Annotated in this window: 17 protein-coding genes; 13 read left to right on the top strand and 4 right to left on the bottom strand. The window is 39.6% G+C overall.

Features of this window, described 5'->3' with window-relative positions:
- Window position 1: 1 nt before the first annotated feature.
- The 8 genes from ACTHN6_RS12205 (at window position 2) to ACTHN6_RS12170 (ending at window position 9,064) form a co-directional block, all read left to right on the top strand.
- Window positions 2–751, top strand: a complete 750-nt coding sequence (locus tag ACTHN6_RS12205) for a LytR/AlgR family response regulator transcription factor (protein WP_440436043.1) — start codon at window positions 2–4, stop codon at window positions 749–751.
- A 105-nt stretch (window positions 752–856) separates the two neighbouring features.
- On the top strand, window positions 857–2,101 hold the full coding sequence (locus tag ACTHN6_RS12200; protein WP_440436042.1) for an MFS transporter: 1,245 nt from the start codon (window positions 857–859) through the stop codon (window positions 2,099–2,101).
- 47 nt (window positions 2,102–2,148) lie between these two features.
- Window positions 2,149–2,997, top strand: a complete 849-nt coding sequence (locus tag ACTHN6_RS12195) for an ROK family protein (RefSeq protein ID WP_440436041.1) — start codon at window positions 2,149–2,151, stop codon at window positions 2,995–2,997.
- 74 nt (window positions 2,998–3,071) lie between these two features.
- Window positions 3,072–5,714 carry a glycosyl hydrolase 2 galactose-binding domain-containing protein gene (locus ACTHN6_RS12190; RefSeq protein ID WP_440436040.1) on the top strand — a complete coding sequence of 881 codons (2,643 nt, stop codon included), beginning with the start codon at window positions 3,072–3,074 and terminating at the stop codon, window positions 5,712–5,714.
- A 98-nt stretch (window positions 5,715–5,812) separates the two neighbouring features.
- A complete protein-coding gene (locus tag ACTHN6_RS12185; RefSeq protein ID WP_440436039.1) occupies window positions 5,813–7,267 on the top strand; it encodes a rhomboid family intramembrane serine protease in 1,455 nt (484 codons plus the stop codon).
- Window positions 7,268–7,480: 213 nt separating this feature from the next.
- A complete protein-coding gene (locus tag ACTHN6_RS12180; protein WP_440436038.1) occupies window positions 7,481–7,675 on the top strand; it encodes a hypothetical protein in 195 nt (64 codons plus the stop codon).
- A gap of 239 nt (window positions 7,676–7,914) precedes the next feature.
- Complete coding sequence (locus ACTHN6_RS12175) at window positions 7,915–8,256, top strand: hypothetical protein (RefSeq protein ID WP_440436037.1); 342 nt, start codon at window positions 7,915–7,917, stop codon at window positions 8,254–8,256.
- An 85-nt stretch (window positions 8,257–8,341) separates the two neighbouring features.
- Window positions 8,342–9,064 carry a hypothetical protein gene (locus ACTHN6_RS12170; protein ID WP_440436036.1) on the top strand — a complete coding sequence of 241 codons (723 nt, stop codon included), beginning with the start codon at window positions 8,342–8,344 and terminating at the stop codon, window positions 9,062–9,064.
- A gap of 49 nt (window positions 9,065–9,113) precedes the next feature.
- Here ACTHN6_RS12170 and ACTHN6_RS12165 read toward each other — a convergent pair whose 3' ends face one another.
- The 4 genes from ACTHN6_RS12165 to ACTHN6_RS12150 all read right to left on the bottom strand — a co-directional run bounded on the left by ACTHN6_RS12165 (window position 9,114) and on the right by ACTHN6_RS12150 (window position 14,338).
- Window positions 9,114–9,836 (bottom strand): glucosamine-6-phosphate deaminase, encoded by a 723-nt coding sequence (locus ACTHN6_RS12165; protein ID WP_440436035.1) that lies wholly within the window; start codon window positions 9,834–9,836, stop codon window positions 9,114–9,116.
- Between the two features lie 42 nt (window positions 9,837–9,878).
- On the bottom strand, window positions 9,879–11,399 hold the full coding sequence (locus tag ACTHN6_RS12160) for a Gfo/Idh/MocA family protein (protein WP_440436034.1): 1,521 nt from the start codon (window positions 11,397–11,399) through the stop codon (window positions 9,879–9,881).
- A 45-nt stretch (window positions 11,400–11,444) separates the two neighbouring features.
- Complete coding sequence (locus tag ACTHN6_RS12155) at window positions 11,445–12,176, bottom strand: 3-keto-disaccharide hydrolase (RefSeq protein WP_440436033.1); 732 nt, start codon at window positions 12,174–12,176, stop codon at window positions 11,445–11,447.
- 194 nt (window positions 12,177–12,370) lie between these two features.
- A complete protein-coding gene (locus ACTHN6_RS12150) occupies window positions 12,371–14,338 on the bottom strand; it encodes a beta-N-acetylhexosaminidase (protein WP_440436032.1) in 1,968 nt (655 codons plus the stop codon).
- Between the two features lie 230 nt (window positions 14,339–14,568).
- On the opposite strand from ACTHN6_RS12150, the gene gcvH reads away from it, so the two are divergent.
- The 5 genes from gcvH to ACTHN6_RS12125 all read left to right on the top strand — a co-directional run bounded on the left by gcvH (window position 14,569) and on the right by ACTHN6_RS12125 (window position 19,729).
- The gene (gene gcvH / locus ACTHN6_RS12145; RefSeq protein ID WP_090654308.1) at window positions 14,569–14,949 is read left to right on the top strand and encodes a glycine cleavage system protein GcvH; all 381 of its coding nucleotides are present in this window, start codon (window positions 14,569–14,571) and stop codon (window positions 14,947–14,949) included.
- A 92-nt stretch (window positions 14,950–15,041) separates the two neighbouring features.
- A complete protein-coding gene (locus ACTHN6_RS12140) occupies window positions 15,042–15,437 on the top strand; it encodes a VanZ family protein (RefSeq protein ID WP_440436031.1) in 396 nt (131 codons plus the stop codon).
- Window positions 15,438–15,649: 212 nt separating this feature from the next.
- Window positions 15,650–17,251: an NAD(P)/FAD-dependent oxidoreductase gene (locus ACTHN6_RS12135; protein ID WP_440436029.1), complete on the top strand. Its 1,602-nt coding sequence runs from the start codon at window positions 15,650–15,652 to the stop codon at window positions 17,249–17,251.
- Between the two features lie 118 nt (window positions 17,252–17,369).
- Window positions 17,370–18,308, top strand: coding sequence for an ABC transporter ATP-binding protein (locus ACTHN6_RS12130; protein ID WP_440436028.1), 939 nt, complete (start codon window positions 17,370–17,372; stop codon window positions 18,306–18,308).
- Window positions 18,309–18,415: 107 nt separating this feature from the next.
- A complete protein-coding gene (locus tag ACTHN6_RS12125) occupies window positions 18,416–19,729 on the top strand; it encodes an ABC transporter permease (protein ID WP_440436027.1) in 1,314 nt (437 codons plus the stop codon).
- The last annotated feature ends 127 nt before the right edge of the window (window positions 19,730–19,856 follow it).

Genomic DNA, 19,856 nt, shown 5'->3' with positions numbered 1-19,856 from the left:
TATGATAAAAGCGATTTTAATAGATGATGAGAAAAATGCACTTGAAATGATGGAGTGGCTATTAAAAACATATTGCCCCCAGGTAAGCATTGCCGCTATGTGCAATAATGCAAAAGCGGGCATTGAAGCCATTAACCGCCATAAGCCACAGGTGGTTTTTCTTGATATTGAAATGCCGAAAATGAATGGGTTTTATATGCTTGAACAATTTGATAAATTGTTTTTTGATGTTGTGTTCTGTACCGCATACGACCAGTTTGCCATTAAAGCTTTCCGGTACAGTGCAATCAATTATTTATTAAAACCTGTGGATCCGGAAGATCTGATCAAGACTATTCAGCGCATAGAAGAAAAAACGTCTGTGCCCACAAAAGAACAATTTCAATTACTGCTGCAGCAAATAAAACAGCCTGTAAAAACAGCGCCGCAGCGCATTGCGCTTACAACAGGCGAAGGGCTAACGTTTGTGCCCACATCTGAAATAATATATTGCGAGGCAGAAAGCAATTATACCAATGTAGTGCTTGCAGGCGGAAAAAAAATACTGGTTTCCAAAACGCTGCGTGATATAGATGATGCTTTAAGCGGCGACGATTTTTATCGTGTGCATAGTTCTTATCTCATCAATTTAAATCACATTAAAAAATTTGTGCGTGTTGATGGCGGTTATCTTATTATGGATAATGATGCCACTATCAATATTTCCCGGAGCCGGAAGCAGGAGTTTATGGAAATGTTTTCCAGGTTTTAGCCCGGCTGTTAGCTTTGGTGCCTTACATTATTTTCATCTTCCCATTCATCACAGCAATCACTTTATCCTTAACTTGTTGCCTCTTTCATTGCTTATAGTTCAAACATGAAACGCAACTACTACATCGTGGCATTAATAATGCTTACGTTTTTTGTTATATCTTTTCTTACCAATATTATCGGGCCGCTTTCGCCGGAGTTTATCAAAGATTTTAAGCTGAGTGATTTACTTGCGGGGCTTTTGCCTTTTGCATTTTTTATTGCTTATGGCGTTATGTCAATACCATCAAGCATGCTGGTGCAACAGTATAATGAGAAAGTTATTATGGTCGTTGCATTCGTTGTAGCTTTTATCGGTTCGCTCATGTTAGCGCTATGGCCAAATTATCTTACGGCCGTTTTATCATTGTTTCTTATTGGCTGCGGCATGGCTATGCTCCAGGTGGTTATTAATCCATTGCTAAGAACAGCAGGCGGCGAAGAGAATTATGCATTCACTTCTGTGCTAGCTCAATTAATTTTTGGCGCTGCATCATTCATCAGCCCGCTGGTATATTCTTACATGGTTACAAATATTAACACCACAAGCCATGGGCTGTTTGATCTTTTAAGATCACATATACCAGCGGCTATGCCATGGATATCTCTGTACTGGTTATTCGCTGTCATTTGTTTATTCATGTTTTTGATCATCCTTGCATCAAGATTCCCAAAAGTTGAATTAAAGAGTGATGAAAAATCGGGCCCGCTAAAAACACATTTATTATTATTGAAAAAGCCAGTGGTAATTGCTTATTTCATTGCATTGTTTTGTTATGTTGGAACAGAACAGGGCGTTTCATACTGGATGTCGCAGTTTTTATTTGAATATCATCAGTTCGATCCGCAAACAACGGGAGCACATGCCGTGGCTTATTTCTGGGGTTTAATGACAGCCGGTGGCATATTAGGATTGCTTTTGCTGAAGCTGATGGACAGCCGTAAACTGCTCATCATCTTTACCATTGCGGCATTAATATTTTTAACGCTTGGCCTTTTTGGAAGCGCCAATGTTTCATTGTATTCATTTCCCATTGTTGGGTTCTTTATGTCTGTAATGTACCCGGTTATTTTTTCGCTGGCATTAAGTTCCGTTTCAGAAGACCATGGTTCATTCGCCGGTATTTTGGTTACGGGAATTATTGGCGGTGCAATAGTGCAACTGCTTATAGGCGGGCTCGGGAATTTATTCGGGTTAAAAGCTGCTATGTGTGTTATTTATATAACGATGAGTTATATGTTAAGCATTGGTTTTTGGGCAAAGCCGCTTATTACCAATAAAACGATTTTTGATAAAAAAGAAATTTCCTAAATGCGGTTTAATGCTTTAAAAACTCCAAACCGGTATTATTTATATTTATGAAAGAAAAAATTATAGGGATTGATTTGGGCGCTACCAATATTCGCGGTGCAGTTGTTCAGGAGAACGATTTATCGCAGATAACATCCCAACGTATTCGCAGCAATGGTTCGGAAGAAGATGTTTTACATGATGTGTTTGCATTAACCGATGCATTGATGCATGATGATATAACGGCAATAGGTATTGGCGTTCCCAGCGTTGTAGATGTGCAGGAAGGTATTGTTTATGATGTGCAATATATTCCTTCGTGGAAAGAAGTGCACCTTAAAGAAATTATGGAACATCGCTATCATGTGCCGGTATTTGTAAACAACGATGCCAACTGTTTTGCATTGGGCGAATATTATTTTGGCAAAGGCAAGGGGTATGATTCGATGATTGGATTGACTGTTGGAACGGGTGTGGGCGCAGGTATTATCATTCATAAAAAATTATATGCCGGGCCTAATTGCGGCGCCGGTGAGTTTGGTATGGTGGATTACCTGGATAAGGTTTATGAATATTATTGCAGCGGTTCTTTTTTTGAAAACGTCCATAAATTAAGTGGCGAGTTTGTTTATACGCAAGCCCAGCAGGAAGATGTGCAGGCTTTGAAGTTATATGAGGAGCTCGGTACACACCTCGGCAATTGTATCAAGATGATCATGTACACGTATGATCCGCAAATAATTATTCTCGGCGGCTCCGTAAGGCACGCTTATAAGTATTTTGAAGAAGCCATGTGGAAGCGTATTAAAACTTTTGCTTTCTCAAAATCTGCAGAACGCTTAAGTATTGAAGTGTCATCGCTGCAAAACAGCGGTATTCTTGGCGCTGCTGCTTTATATTTTGATGCAGGTGTTTGAACCGTGATTATTGAATTAAATGATTTGAAGATTAATGATTACATCTTGAAAATCTAAACTTGTTAGTAATGTGTATGAAAAAAATATGTGCAGTCGCTTTGCTCTCTGTTTCATTACATGCTGCTTTTAGTCAAACACGTAAAGAAAGCTTCAGTATGATATTGCATGATGACTGGCGCATGCAGTCGGCTGTAACGGATGATACAAAAGGCGGCAAGATTTCCATGCCCGGTTTTACACCAGCGGGCTGGTATCCTGTTACTGTTCCTTCAACCATTATCGCCGGGTTACTTGCCAACCATGTGTATGATTTTGATCCTTTCTTCGGAAAGAATTTTGAAAAACTTGCCGATAAAAAACTTGATGCCACATGGTGGTTCAGGAACACATTCGAATTGCCTTCATCAGAAAAAAATAAAAACGTTGTACTCAGGTTACATGGTATTAATTACAAAGCAAATATTTGGCTGAACGGAAAACTAATTGCAGACAGCTCACAAATTAAAGGGCCTTTCCGCATCATTAATATAGATGTTACAAACGATATTCAGTATGCAGGAACGAACGTATTGGCAGTTGAAATTCTCAGGCCTTTTAACCCAAATAAACGTGATGGCGATCTTGCCATTGATTATGCAGACTGGATACATTACCCGCCTGATTACAACGGCGGCATCGTAAACAATGTTGAAATAAAAACCTTTAATAAAGTGGGCATTGATCATCCCTTCGTGTCAACGCATTTTGATCTGCCTTCCTTGAATGTTGCGCATCTAACAGTATATGCATTGGCAACAAACTATACCGATCAGCCGCAGGATGCCATTATAAAAGGAAAGATAAATGACGATGTAAATTTTGAGCAAACCATACACCTGCAACCGCATGAGAAAAGGGAGATAAGTTTTAACCCCGATGGATTGAAGCAACTCAATATTGCACATCCAAAAATCTGGTGGCCCTGGCAGTATGGAAAGCCCGATTTGAACCGGGTAGAAGTTACCTGTATTGTAAATAATGAAACAAGTAATTCAATTGCGGAGAATTTTGGTATTCGTGAAATCACATCAGAATTTATTAATGACCAGTCGAGGGTTTTTATGGTGAATGGAAAACGCATTATGCTGCGTGGCGCTGCGTGGTCACCCGATATTTTTCAGCGGCATTCGTTATTGCGTGATGAACAGGAGTTGAAATTAGTGCGTGATATGAATATGAATATTGTGCGCAGTGAAGGTAAATTTGAGGATGATAATTTTTATGATGTATGTGATAAACTGGGTTTGCTTGTTATGACTGGCTGGATGTGTTGCGGCGCCTGGCAATACCCTGAAAACTGGGATGCTGCAGAACGTGCAGTTGCCATGTCATCAGACAGCAGCATGATGTATTGGCTGCGCAACAAAGCATGCATAATGGTGTGGCTGAACGGCAGCGATATGCCGCCGCGTGATACCACTGTTGAAAGAGATTATTTAGCGATAGAAGATAATTTGAATTGGCCTAATCCAACCATAGGTACTGCTGATGCAAGCAAATCAAAAGTATCAGGCTTTAGCGGTGTAAAAATGAATGGCCCTTACGATTGGGTGCCTCCCATTTATTGGGAAACCGATACCGCCAAATATGGCGGCGCCTGGAGCTTTGCAACAGAAATTTCTCCCGGACCATCTATACCGCCGTATGAAAGCCTGGTAAAATTTCTTCCAAAAGATTCGCTTTGGTTTACCAATTCTGACTGGCTGTACCATTGCGGAACAATGACTTTCGGCACTACCAATATATTTGATACGGCTTTGTTTAATCGCTATGGAAATGTAACAGACATACATGATTATTTAAGGAAAGCACAGTTGCAGAATTATGAAGGACACCGTGCCATGATGGAGGCGTACGGATTAAAAAAATATCATACAGCAACCGGCGTAGTGCAATGGATGCTTGCCAATTCATGGCCGGGTTTAATATGGCATACGTATGATTATTATCTCTATCCCGCAGGCACTTATTTCGGTATGAAGAAATCAATGGAGCCTTTGCATGTGATGTATTCTTACAAAACAAATGAAGTGGCTATTATCAATTCTTATTTAAAAAAATATGAAGGTTTAACAGTAAAGGCCGATATATTTAATTTAGACGGAACGAATAAATATTCTAATACAATCTCAACAAATATTGGTGAAGACGGAACGCAGCATTGTTTTGTCATTCCATCAATAAATAATTTATCGGATGTATATTTTTTAAGATTGGAATTGAAAGATAAAGACCAGCAAACAAAGAGCATTAACTGGTACTGGCTTTCAAAAAAAGCAGATGCACTAAACTGGCAAAAATTGAAATGGTATTATACGCCGCAATCATCTTTTGCTGATTTTACAGCATTGCGGAAAATGCCGTTAACAACGCTTGATGTATCATCTTCATCCATCAAAAAAGAAAGGGAAACGATACATACCATCACTATTAAGAATGCTGGAAAAGCGGTTGCTTTTTTTATTCATGTAAGATGCCTGCAACATAAAAATGGCGATGATATATTGCCGGTAATCTTTTCCGATAATTATATTTCACTGGCGCCCGGCGAGAGCAGAATAATTGAATGCAGTTATGAAAATGAAGATGCCCAAAATGCAACACCATACATTTTAGCAAGCGGATGGAATATTGATGCTGCCAACAGTAAAGCCGGGAAAGATATAAAGCTTGAATAGCAACCTGCAATAATTATAAGCAGTAATAAAATTGTTTTGTATTTATTTATATTTTTGGTCACCAAAATTTATTAACTGTATATACCTAAACTAATATTATGTCATTTGGCTTAAACCCTAAGTACACAAGCAATATTGAGCTGGAAAATGTTTCGGGCCAGAATTTCCTCATAGTAGCGCTCGAAGCAGCAAAAAAATTAAATTGGAATATTGCTCATATAAATGAAACCGGTTTTACTGCATACGGCAAGCTTTCAGCAAGGTCTTCAGGAGAAGAAATCATTGTTACTATTGAAAATGATAATGCACATATTGAAAGCCGGTGCATTGGCAGCCAGATGTTTGACTGGAATGTGAACAAAAAAAATGTTGAAAGATTTATTACATCTTTTAATGAAATCCTGCCTGCCGTTACGGATGAAGAAGTAACCCTGAAATGGGAAGCGCTGCAGCCTGCATTTGAAGCAAACAAAGAAAAAATATTTCAAAATACAGAAGCTACAAAGGGAGGTTTTTTCAATTTATTTATACCGGTGAAGGGATACTTTGTTACCCCCATTTTAATTGATATCAACATATTGATCTTTATTTTAATGGTGATATCCGGGGCAAATATTTTGCTTCCCGGCAATCAAGTTTTGATTAGCTGGGGTGCTAATTTCCGGCCCTTAACCTTAAGTGGCCAATGGTGGCGCGTTATAACAAACTGTTTTTTACACATTGGCATTTTGCATCTTTTATTAAACATGTATGCGTTGTTATACATAGGTTTATTATTAGAACCGCGGTTAGGCAGCCTTCGTTTTTTTACAGCTTATTTGCTCGCAGGCATTGCGGGCAGCGTAAACAGTTTATACTGGCATGAACTCACTATAAGTGCCGGCGCATCGGGCGCCATTTTCGGATTATACGGCGTATTTCTTGCCATGCTTACTACTAACCTTATTGAAAAAACTGCACGCAAAGCATTACTGGCAAGCATCAGCGTATTTGTGTTCTACAACCTTGCCAATGGAATGAAGGGCGGAGTTGATAATGCAGCGCATATTGGCGGGTTGATATGCGGATTGCTAATCGGGTATGCTTATTATCCTGGCTTGAAAAAAACTGTTTCCTGCGTTTTTAAATACACAACATTAATTGCGCTTGCCGCTTTTGTATTAACAACTTCTTTTATTGTTTGTTTTAATATCCCGAATGATATTGGCCGGTATGATGCCGGCATGAAAATATTCGCCGATAATGAGAAGAAAGCCCTGATGCTTTATAACAATGCGAATGCAAACACACCTGCGGATACGGTGAAAGCAATGGTTGCAAGTGGCATACATTATTGGAATGAAAATATAAAAATCATAAAAGACCTGGATAAATTTCAGTTGCCTGATGCCTTACACGAGCGCAATAAAATAATCCTTGATTATTGTAATCTCAGGTTGAGGTCTTATGAGTTAACAGGCAAAGCTATTTCAGAGAATACCCGTAATTACGATTCAATACTCCGCACTTATGAAGATAGCCTGATGATAGACATCAATAAGCTTAAACAATAAATCAGCAACCCGTGCAAAGCCGGTGAAGCTGCAGAACTCTCCTAACGTTAGCCATTAGTACAACTGTCGGCCAGCGATAGTGCTCTGACGGGAAAATGAAACTTTTTTAGATGGAGGTGGAACCCGGTTTAAAATCCCTTAAAAAAAATTATAAGAATCCGGATTTTTTATTATTACTTTGTAATTCAAAGTACTTTTTAATATTTGAATATTATGAAAAAGCGGATCAGCCAAAAGCTAAAATGGGACAAATTACTTCCGGTCTTAAGTATATCCTTAGGAATTATACTGCTGATTTATATGATTAAGGTTGAAGATGAACCAGGCGCTTTGCCATTGCTTTTAATAATTATCGGGGTAATATGGCTGATCATAAATCAATATCAAGCTAAAAAGCAAACACAATAAAAGCTGTTTGATGCTTTATCGGTTCATTACAAAATGAACTTGTTTGGATTTTGAAACAAGCCACGCAGATACATATTTTCTTAGCATAGGCAAGGGCAAACAGTGGCACAAGATTTTCATCGAAATAAAATACCAGGATTCACTTTGTACTTTACACTAAATACATTTTCCTAAGTAATCGTCATGTTTCTATGCGGTTAAAATAAGTACAAACAACTTCATTGTTAAAACAAAAAAGTATGAAGGTTTCAAAAACAAAGTTTGTTACGGTCTTCCTCATTTTGGCATTTGCCTTTCAGTTTATCTCTAATTCAATTTTAGGCCGCGAAGTCCGGCTGTTTCCCGCAAACGGTGAGTGGTTCCCGGGCGCCGGATCGCCATTAGGCTGGAAAAGTGCCCTGGCCTCAATTATATATCCTTTAAAATTTGTTTTGATAGGGCCTTTATCGTTTTTGGCTAAAGACCCGGATCCGGCACCCCCGGTTTTGATTTTAGCCTTTGCCGTTTACTGGACAGCGATGGCATTAGTTGTACATTATCTTATCAGTAAAATATTTATTCGAGAAAAAAAGAATCAATAGTAGCAGCATATTCCTTTATCAGTTGTTTCGATGAATGGAGCGCTTCACCAAATACATTTAGCCTTATATCATCTAACCAGTTGCCATGAGCAGAATTAAAGAAATATACTATGAAGCGAAGTCTGACAAATGGTTTCAGGGATTTGCTGTTTTTTGCCGCATCGCGCTGGCAGCAAGCTTTCTTCCTGCCGGCTTCGTTAAAATCATGGGTGAACGGTTTGCCGCAGGCTTGCCATCCAACAATCCTTTGGGGCATTATTTCGATGCCTTATATCTTACGGGATATTATTATACATTCATTGGGGTTGTTCAAATTATAACAGCTATATTATTACTCATTCCACGCACTTCTCTTCTTGGCGCACTGATGTATTTTCCCATCATTATCAATATTTGTGTGCTCACTTATGCTACCCGTTTTGATGGTACCCGGCTCAACACAATGATGGCATTAGCAAGTTTGTTTTTATTAATTTGGGATTATGACCGCTTAAAACACATTTTGCCATTTAAGCAACCCAAAGCAAATCCTCCTGTATTGAAAAACCCCTTGGGTAAGCGACTCCGGATTATATTTTTTGGAAGCTGCTTTGCAGTGTTAGCCTTTATCATTATCGGTACTTTTTATTTATATGAAATAGTGCCGGGCAATTCTGAAGAAGCGTGCAGAAATCAATGTATTTCCAGCAAAAACCCCGCAGCTTGCGAGGAGTTTTGTGATTGCATTTATAGCGAAGGCCAGCCTTTAGATAGTTGCCTGGCAAATTTTAATAAGGCGAAAAATGTTCGCAGGCATGATGTGAAATAACCGCCTTCAATCTTTCTCCTCATCTTCTTTTCTCTATCAGGTTTTTAGACTAAAGCAATTTTGCTGCAGCTTTATCTGCATATACCGCGAAGCCCGGATGCTCTCTTATTAGAGTGGCAGGAATGCTTTCTGTTGGCGCATGCTGCAACGCATCCTTTAAAATGGCTGCTTTCTTGTCGCCACTCACTATTAAGAATAAATGTTTTGCCTCCATTAAAGTGGCAAGCCCAAGTGTAATGCCTTTTGTAAGCGTTTGTGGTTTGGAGAAATATTTTTGCCCAACTGTTTTTGTTGTTGCTGCAATATCAGAAACGTGTGAACGAAGTAATGGTGATGTGCCTGGTTCATTTAAGCCAATATGTCCATTCATGCCAAGGCCAAGAATGGCCACATCAATTCCATTATGTTGCTCAATAAAATTTTCAATGCGGCTACATTCTCTTAATGCATCATTTGTTTTGCCATCGAAGCAGCAAATCATTTCTTCTTTCACATGCAATGGATGAAATAAATCTTTGTTCAGCATATACCGGCAACTGCCTTCATCATTGGCATCAAGGCCTATCCATTCATCCAAACCCAAAAAATACCAGTTTGAAATATTAATGAATGAAGCATTGCTTTTATCTGCTAATTCTTTATACAAGCCTTTCGGTGAATCTCCCGAAGCTGCAACAAATAATGGCTGCGATAATGGTCGCATAACATTTATAACATCATCTGCAGCACGTTTTGACATGGCTTCATAAGTATCATCTATAAAAATTTTCATAAGCTTTTTATATTGTTCCTAAAAATCAGCGCAAAAAATGGATCACAACTTTAACTCGCCCCAGCCTTTTCTGTATTCTCTTTTTACAAATTGATTGGCTGCTTCAAAATTAGTGATGCGCATGTTTTCGCCATCCCATTTATAGGTGATGTAACGGCCGGGGGTTATAAAATCAGTTACTTCGCCATACACAGAATCTTTTCTTTTTATTTGCTGGCGAAGGTTAAAACTGCGTAGCAGTAAATTCCCCATCAGCACGGTTTCCGTTAATGGGCCTGCATAACCTTCAAAAGGCGAGTCAACCTCCATGTTGCCATAGCCTGCAATGCAGGCATCAACCCATTGCCACCAATGGCCATCCATGTCACCTTCAATACGCGGATATTTTTTGGGAATATTTATCTCTTTGTTCAATGATAACGGTAATAAACGCGGATGGCTGCCGCCCCAGCCGCAGGATACTTTTCCTTTTGTACCAATGAATAAGCTGCCGCCTTCAAAATCATTTTCCTGCGGTATATCAGCCAGTGCTTCGTTCATATTTACATCCGGATCCAGTTCGTCCGGGCGGTCGGGCACAATGCCGCCATCCATCCAATACAGCAATAATTCTTTGCCGTTTTTCATGGTAAATTTATAGCGCAAAGAACTTGATGGCGGAATGCTCTCTGCAAAATCTGCTTCTTTAAAAATGCCGGAATAAACGGTGGTGGCACTGCCGGTAATTTCTGTGGGATAACCAAGCTCTAATAATTTAAATGCAGGGCCAATAATATGACAAGCCATATCGCCCAAAGCGCCGGTGCCGAAACGCCACCAGCCCCGCCAGTTAAACGGAACAAGGTTGTCGATATAATTTGTCGTTTGCGCAGTGCCCAGCCATAAATCCCAATCCAGTTCTTTTGGAATTACGGCAGCTTGTTTTGGCCAGGGTATACCCTGCGGCCACACAGGCCTGTTTGTCCAGTTATATACTTTTTCAATATCGCCGATTACGCCGGCTTCAAACCATTCACGCATGGTTCTAATGCCTTCGCAGCTTGCACCCTGGTCGCCCATTTGTGTAACCACTTTATATTTTGCTGCGGCCTGTGTAAGAATGCGGGCTTCATAAATATCATGCGTTAAAGGTTTCTGCAAATACAAATGCTTGTTCAATTGCATGGCGCTTAAACCAACGATGGCATGATTATGATCGGGAATGGCAACCGTAACGGCATCAAAATTTTTACTCTCTTTATGAAACATTTCGCGCCAGTCTTTATAAAAGCCGGCCTTTGGATATTGCTTGCGGCGCGGCGCTGCCTGCCTGTCATCCACATCACATAAAAAAGCGATCTCTGCATTTTTATGTGGTGATGTGGCAAAATGTGTGATATCACTTTCCGCTTCGCCGCCACAACCCACAGCGGCAATGTATAATTTATCGCTTGGCGGCACATAACCTTTGCCCAATACATGACGTGGCACGATATAAAAACTGGTGGCGGCCAATGCAGAATTCTTTATAAAACTTTTGCGGCTGAGTTTCTTATTGAAAGATGTTTCATTATTGTTTTCCATGATAACAATTTTTAGCTAATAGCTATTAGCCATTAGCTGTTAGCTTTATAGTTGTTTGATCTTAATATTCCGGAACCATATCTTTCCATTCTCTGTTCCCTGGAATGCAATGCGGCCTTTGCGGAATGTGCCAAAGCCAGGCATATCTTTAAACTTAACGGCTGCAATCAATTCTTTCCAATGATCATCCCACATTGTGGCATCTACCACTTTATGCCCTTCTTCAAAAAGCTGCAGGTGGCCGTTATTGGCTATTATTTCGTATTGATACCATTTGCCGGATGCGCCCACATATTCGGAATCTACAGGATATAAATCGTACAATGTGCCCATCCTGTTCATTTTTGATAAATGATCGGGGCCGCAAACCACATCATCAATCTGCATTTCCGGCCCGGTCTCCCAGGTGTTTTGATATGTTGGATCTTCATGCACATAAAACAATACGCCGCTGTTGGCGCAGGTATCTGTTTTAAATTCAAGCTTCAGGTCGAAGTTTTCAAATTCTTCATCAGAGGTGAGGTCGGCATAATCTTCATAAACGCTGTTGGAATCTTTATGCAGGTAAATAGCGCCGTCTTCCACCTGCCATGATTTGCCGGGTTGTTTTTGCAGGTAAGAATGCCAGCCCGTTAAATCTTTTCCATTAAATAATGATTTCCAGCCGTCTTTTTGTTCCTGTTCTGTAAGTATATTTTGATCCTGGTCTTTTGCGCCGTTGCATGCGATGTAAAGAATAATTACGAGAATACCTGCAGCAATTGTTTTAATATTCATAACAAGCAATTAAGAGAAGTGAAGTTATTGTGATAAACGAATGTAAAGAATTTTGAATTGGGCTTCCGCATGCATTAGAAACATAAGTTTACTTAGAGTGGGTGTATAAATTTAAATCCCGGCCACAGGCCGGGATTATGAAGTTGTACGGGCAGGCTTTTGCCCATGTTATTCTTTATAAAAGAATTGATGCACTATTTTATCCAGTAAGGTTTTTTCACGTTGGCTCTTTCCACCAGTTCGCTTACCGGCATTGAAATCATTCTGCCAATTGGTTGCATGCCTCTGTAAGTAATAACTTTTATTTGTGTTGCTTCTTTTGGGATGGTTAATGGCTGTGTGTATTTAGGATAAAACCTGTCGGGATAGGAATTATCAAAGCTGTAATAAATATCCAGGCCATTTACTTCATTTTTTAATGCTACCGTAAAGGAAGTATCACTGGTTTTATTTACAATAAATTCAGGATCGTACATGCTGGGCGCATATTTCACTTCCGCCACGTTAAAGCGTTTAAACTGCGCTTCCACACGGCGCACAAAATCATCCCAGTTCTTGCTTTCATTTGGTGACCAGGTATCTTCGGCAACAGCAAATGCACGCGGCCATGTCATGTATTCAACCTGGCGGTAATTATAAATTTGCTCAGTCCATAAATTTCCCTGTGCGCCCAGCACATATTTTTGTTCGCTGGCAGTTAAACCGGCCGGCATAGGATTAAAGCTATACACTTTATTTAAACGCAATGAGGCATATACATGCGGCTCCATAATGCGGTCGCTTTGCATGTAATCCAGATAAACAAATTCCGTTGGGCTCATCACAACATTATGGCCCATTTTTGCAGCGGCCACACCGCCATTGGGCACAGGCTGACCGTTTGCTGGCGCATTGCCGTCATGTGCACCTCGCCAGCTCATTACAGCAGCGTTGGGTGCAAGACCACCCTCCAGTATCTCATCCCAGCCCATGAACCTTTTGCCTTTTGATTCAACAATTTTTTCAAGCCTCTTGCTGAAGTAGCTCTGCACTTCTTCCATTGTTTTTAAATTCTCTTTCTGCATTAAAGTTTTAATGGCATCGCTGCTTTCCCAGAAAGTTTTAAAGGTTTCATCGCCGCCCATGTGAATATATTCGAATGGAAATAATTGCGCTATTTCGCCTACCACTTTATCAAGAAATTCATAAACGTTTTCATTGGCGGGGCAAAGGTTATCATCATAAATAGCCGTGTGCGTGTCCCAGTCTTTTATAGATTCGCCGGATGTAACGCCAATATTCTTAACACCACCGGAACAGGAAAGCTCGGGATAAGCTGCAATAGCCGCCATGCTGTGGCCGGGCACATCCACTTCCGGCAAAATATTTACAAATCTTTCTTTAGCATATTGCACCACTTCCTTAATATCATCCTGCGTATAAAAGCCGCCATTATTTCTTGGCTCATCCGGCGTTGGCGCTGCGAATGTGCCAAACTGGCCAACACGGTAAACGCTCCAGGCGCCTACTTCCGTTAGCTTGGGCAGGCTTTTAATTTCAATGCGCCAGCCTTCATCATCGGTTAAATGCCAGTGCAGTAAATTGAGTTTGTACTTAGCCATCTGGTCTATATAGGCCTTCACTTCATCTTTGGTAAAGAAGTGGCGCGAAACATCGAGCATTAAACCTCTCCATCCAAAACGCGGGTAATCTGTTATTTCAACGCAGGGCGCTTTCCATTCAACCTTGCTCACCAGCACACTGTCTTCAATTTCCGGCGGAAATAGCTGCAGTAATGTTTGCACACCATAAAATAATCCTGCGGGTTTATTGGCTTTAATAAGAATGGTTTTAGGTGTAACAGAAAGATGATAGCCTTCGCTGTCGAGTTTTTTATCTTCTGTTTTATTCAGTTCAAGTTTTATAACGGCTGTTGCTGCATTTTCCGTTAGCGAAACTTTATAGCCTGTGGGGATGGAAAGCCTTTGCTGCAGTTGCACAGCCGCCTGTTTAAGCGCTGTTGTTTTTGCAATATTGATGGTTACATTTTGAGGCAACACAAAATAGCCTGATGTTTTTGTAACTTTTACCGGTTGAGGCACAATAGCAATGTCAGCATCAGTTTGGGCAAAAACAATAAAGCAGGCAAAAATGGAAGTGATGAATAAAACTATTTTTTTCATTTTGGAAGAAATTGTATGCGTTAAAAATAGGGCTTAACAATTATTTGGCCCTGAGAATTTTTTTTGGTTATGGATAATGTTTTTTTTGTAACGTAACTGACGAAGGCTATACCGATCATCCTCTATTCCCGGTTTACGCCGGATAAATTTATTTAATAGATAGTAATTTGATTAATTAAAGTTGGCTGCTAAAACTTTTCAATTAATATTTGTAGTCAAAATATTCTACTATGAATTTTCCGGCAGAATTGAAATATACCAAAGACCATGAATGGATTAAAATAATTGACGATAAAACTGCATTAATTGGCATTACAAATTATGCGCAAGGCGAACTGGGGGATATTGTTTTTGTAGATGTGCCCACTGTGGGTAAAACCCTTAATGCCGAAGATGTTTTTGGCACCGTTGAAGCAGTGAAAACTGTAAGTGATTTATTCCTTCCCGTTGAAGGTAAGATACTTGAAGTAAACAGCGCGCTGGGCAATAATCCCGAGCTTGTAAATTCAGATCCTTATGGCGAAGGTTGGATGGTGAAAATAGAAATGAATAACGCTGCGGATCTGGATAATTTATTAAGCGCCGAAGCTTATGAACAATTGGTTAGCTAATTTTTGATTTGAACTTATAATTAAAACAACAAATAAGAATATGTAAAAGGGCCGTAGTAATGCGGCCCTTTTTATTATATTTTTGCGCGCAAATGAGGCTAAAACGAATCTTATTTATACCGGCCATTGGCTGGTTTATCATTGCAAGCATTTTATTCTTTCTTCCCGGAGAAGATATTCCTGAAGTAAGTTTTTTAGATTTAATATATTTTGATAAATGGGTGCATATAGGCCTTTTTGCGGGTCTTGTTTTTTTATCGGCCCTGCCATTTATAAAAGCGGGGAAATGCACAACAGGATTGTTGATTAAAATCAGCATTCTTTTTATCCTGTATGGAGTGGGGGTTGAATTTATTCAAAAATTTCTTAATGAAGGAAGATCTTTTGATTATACAGATATGATTGCAGATGCTGCGGGATGTATTATCGGGAGTGTATTTTCTAAGTGGATAGGAAGGAAAATTGCGGAAAAAAATAAGCCCCTGTAGAAACAGGGGCCGCAACCAAAACTAACTGCTTATGAGAAAATTGACTACTTACGTTTTAATAAGTAAATATCTTCAAACTCAATGCCAAAAAATTTTTCCTGAATGTTAAAAGAACTACTTAGCGGCATCTTCGTTGTCATTTCAATTTGATAGAACAAATATCACTATAAATTTGAAACACAAGTGTTAAGATACTGAAAACTTAAAGATGGATGCAAAAAAAAATCTCATTAAACCTGTTGCCTTCTGAAGCCGCAAAGCCTTACATTATAAAGGATTATATAGCAAAAGCGCTGGCAATTAATGATGCATCTGTAACTGGTTATAATATAGTTAAACAAAGTATTGATGCCCGGAGCAAACAACCCTTAATTAATCTTACACTTAATATATTTATTGACGAGCCTTATAGAAGCTTTGAAATAAGCAACGTAGTTTTTCAAGATGTTGTAAAAGCAAAAAATAAAGTATTGATTATTGGCGCAGGGCCTGCGGGTTTGTTTGCAGCGCTTAAATTAATTGAAAATGGTATTAAGCCTGTTATTCTTGAGCGGGGCAAAGATGTAAGGGCAAGGCGAAGGGGTCTTGCCCTGCTGAATAAAGAAGGACTAATCAATGAAGAAAGCAATTATTGTTTTGGCGAAGGCGGCGCAGGCACTTACAGTGATGGCAAGCTATACACACGCAGCAATAAACGCGGCAGCATACAACGCATATTGAATCTCTTTGTTCAGTTTGGCGCTGAAGAAAAGATACTATATCAGTCGCATCCGCATATTGGAACCAATAAACTTCCGCATATTATAACCGCCATGCGAAAACAGATTCTTGACAGCGGTGGTGAATTTCTATTTCAAAAAAAATTAATAGATTTTAAAATTGAAGGCAACCGTGTTTATTCTGCCACAACTGCAGATGGCGATGCGTTTAAAGCCGAACACATAATATTGGCAACAGGCCATTCGGCAAGGGATATATTTTTATTACTTCATCATAAAAATATACAGATCGAATCAAAACCTTTTGCATTGGGCGTAAGAGTAGAGCATCCGCAAACAATCATCGATTCAATACAATATCACTGCACGCACCGCGGAGAATATTTGCCGCCCGCATCATACAGCATTGTACAGCAGGTAAATGGCAGAGGGGTATTTAGTTTTTGCATGTGTCCCGGTGGCATTATTGCGCCTGCGTCTACAAATGAAGGCGAGTTGGTTGTGAATGGGTGGAGCCCGAGCAAACGTAATAACCCTTATGCCAACAGTGGTATTGTAGTTCAGGTAGAAGAAAAAGATTTGCTGAATTATAAAGAGTATCATCGGCCTTTAAAAACAATCCCGCCATCATTGCTTGCTATGTATTTTCAGCAGTCTGTTGAGCAAAAAGCATATATAGCCGGCGGCGGAAAATTTGTTGCGCCGGCACAACGGATGGTGGATTTTTCCAATAATAAAATATCTGGCGATTTGCCGGGCTGCAGTTATTTACCGGGCATTGCAAGTGCCTCTTTAAAAGAACTGCTGCCGTCTTTCATACATAAATCATTGCAACAGGCATTTAAAGAGTTTGATAAAAAAATGCGCGGTTATTTTACGAATGAAGCAGTGGTGGTAGCTACAGAAAGCCGCACATCTTCGCCTGTGCGCATTCCGCGTAATGAAAAAACATTAAACCATCCGCAGTTGGAGAATTTATATCCATGCGGCGAAGGTGCCGGTTATGCGGGCGGCATTGTAAGTGCCGCAATGGATGGGGAACGGGTGGCCGAAGCCATCATTCAAAAGATAAATTCAGCCGTTCAACACAAATAAATGCTGTAAAGGATAAAACCTGTTTTGTTTTGCGCTAAAATGAGATAGGAAAGAAACGGGACTATTGGCTGCCTCAATTAATTTACAGTTACATTTGAAAACGAAAATTCAATCTTGCATGAACATTCTCGAACTCCATCATTTAAAAAAATATTTTGCCACGCAAAAGGCAGTTGACGATATAAGCCTGGAAATAGAACAGGGCAGCATTTTTGGTTTGCTTGGCCCGAACGGAGCAGGCAAAACAACACTGCTGCGTATGATAACCGGCATCTTTTATCCCGATGAAGGCGAAGTTATTTTAGATGGAAAGAAATTTAATCCGCTTACAGATATTATTAAAATAGGATACATGCCTGAAGAGCGGGGACTTTACAAAAAAATGAAGATAGGCGACCAGGCGCTGTATCTCGCCCAGTTAAAAGGGTTAAGCAGAAGCGATGCTGTTCAGAAAATAAAATACTGGTTTGAGAAACTTGAAATGCAAAGCTGGTGGAATAAAAAAGTGGAAGATTTGAGTAAAGGCATGAGCCAGAAACTGCAGTTTGTTACCACCGTTTTGCATGAGCCCAAACTCATTATCCTCGATGAGCCTTTCAGCGGGCTTGACCCCTTAAATGCCAATCTTATTAAAGATGAAATTTATGGGCTTGCACAAAAAGGAAGCACCATTATTTTCAGCACGCACAGAATGGAACAGGTGGAAGAAATATGCGATCATATTGTGCTTGTAAATCTTGGCAGAAAAGTACTGGATGGATCGGTGCAGGAAATAAAACACAGGTTTAAAGAACATAAGTTTAATGTGCAGTTAAGCAGCGTGCCTTCCATTATATTGGAAAACCCCGCTTTTCACGTTGCTGAAGAAAAGGCCAATAGATATGTTGTGCGTATAAATGATGGATATAAAAGCAATGATGTGCTGAAATATTTTATAGAGAAAGATTTAAATGTTGAAGGCTTTAATGAAATATTGCCTTCGCTCAACGATATATTTATAAAACTTGTTGAGGATACCAAAGCAACTACCCGTTCTTTTCAAAAAATGGAAGCATAAACTAATAATGAATTGATTGTATGAAACGCCCATGTAAAATTTTTCACGCCAAGGGAAATGTACACCAGGTTGTTTCGTGATACCATTGAAAAAACAAATATGTACGAATGAACAAGATAGCCTTAATTGCACGCCGTGAATTTTTAACCCGCGTTCAAAAGAAAACATTTTTACTTACCACTATTTTATTGCCTTTATTGTTTTTCGGCTTTTATGCCATGATTATTTATTTTTCAGTAAACAGCGATGAAAAATATAACATAGCCGTAGCCGATGAAGCCAATGTTTTTAATAATAAACTGGAAGGCGATGAAAATATCAGCTTCAGTTTTGTAAAGGGTGAAGATGAGCAATCTTTAAAGCAGGACATAGAAAAAGGCAAGTATGAAGGTTATGCCATCATTCCGGCCAATGCAAATATTCTTGATAAGATAAACATATCAATTGTTACGCAAAAATCTGTGGGTTTAATGTCGCGTGGAAAAATTGAAGACAAGCTGAATGGTGCGCTGGAACAGCAACGTTTGCTTGCATTGAATATTTCCCCTGCACAATTGGACAGCGCTAAAAAAGAAGGCAACATACAGTTTTCAACCGTTGAAGGTAAAAACGATTCGGGTGAAGAAGTTGGAATGAGCTATGCCATTGGGTATGTTTCCGGCTTCCTTATTTATATAGTATTATTTATTTACGGCGCCATGGTTATGCGTGGCGTAATGGAAGAAAAGGTAAATCGCATTGCAGAAGTAATTGTAAGCAGTGTAAAGCCTTTCCAGTTAATGATGGGCAAAATATTAGGCATCGGCGCCGTGGGCCTTGTGCAGTTTATCATCTGGATTATTTTAATGACAAGCCTTAACTTCCTTTTGCCATTAATATTTCCGCAACTGGCAGCGCAAATGCATAATTCAAATATGCAAAACGGTGCTATGCAGGCGGCCGACACGTTAAAAAATTCGGGGTTGATAGGTAACGTAAATATCAATATACCTTTAATATTGGGCTGTTTTATATTTTATTTCATTGGTGGTTACCTGTTATATTCATCGCTGTTTGCCTGCGTGGGAAGCGCGGTGAACGAAGACCCGCAGGATGCGCAGAGCCTTATGCTGCCCATCACCATGCCTATCATTTTTGGTATTGTTATTATGACAAAAGCCGTGAATGAGCCAACCAGCAGCCTTGCTGTATTTGGCAGTTTGTTCCCATTATTTTCACCCATTGTAATGATGGCAAGAATAGCACATGGCGTGGGCGATGTGGTGCCTCTGTGGCAATTGCTTACCAGCATGGGCCTGCTTATATTCGGGTTTATTTTTACAACATGGTTTGCCGGCAAAGTTTACCGTACAGGCATTTTAATGTATGGAAAAAAACCATCCTGGAAAGAAATGTGGAAATGGGCTTTCAGACGATATTAAGATTATAAAATAAATGCCGTGCACGGTTGTCTTCTAAGGCAATTATCATCTTGCAATATGATCTCTAAAATTCTTTGCAACAAAAGATATATAACCTTTATTTGCAGGCCATAATATTTCTATCCGC

The organism is Parafilimonas sp. (assembly GCF_051953455.1).
Lineage (GTDB): Bacteria > Bacteroidota > Bacteroidia > Chitinophagales > Chitinophagaceae > Parafilimonas.
This window is presented reverse-complemented; position numbering and strand designations above follow the sequence as displayed.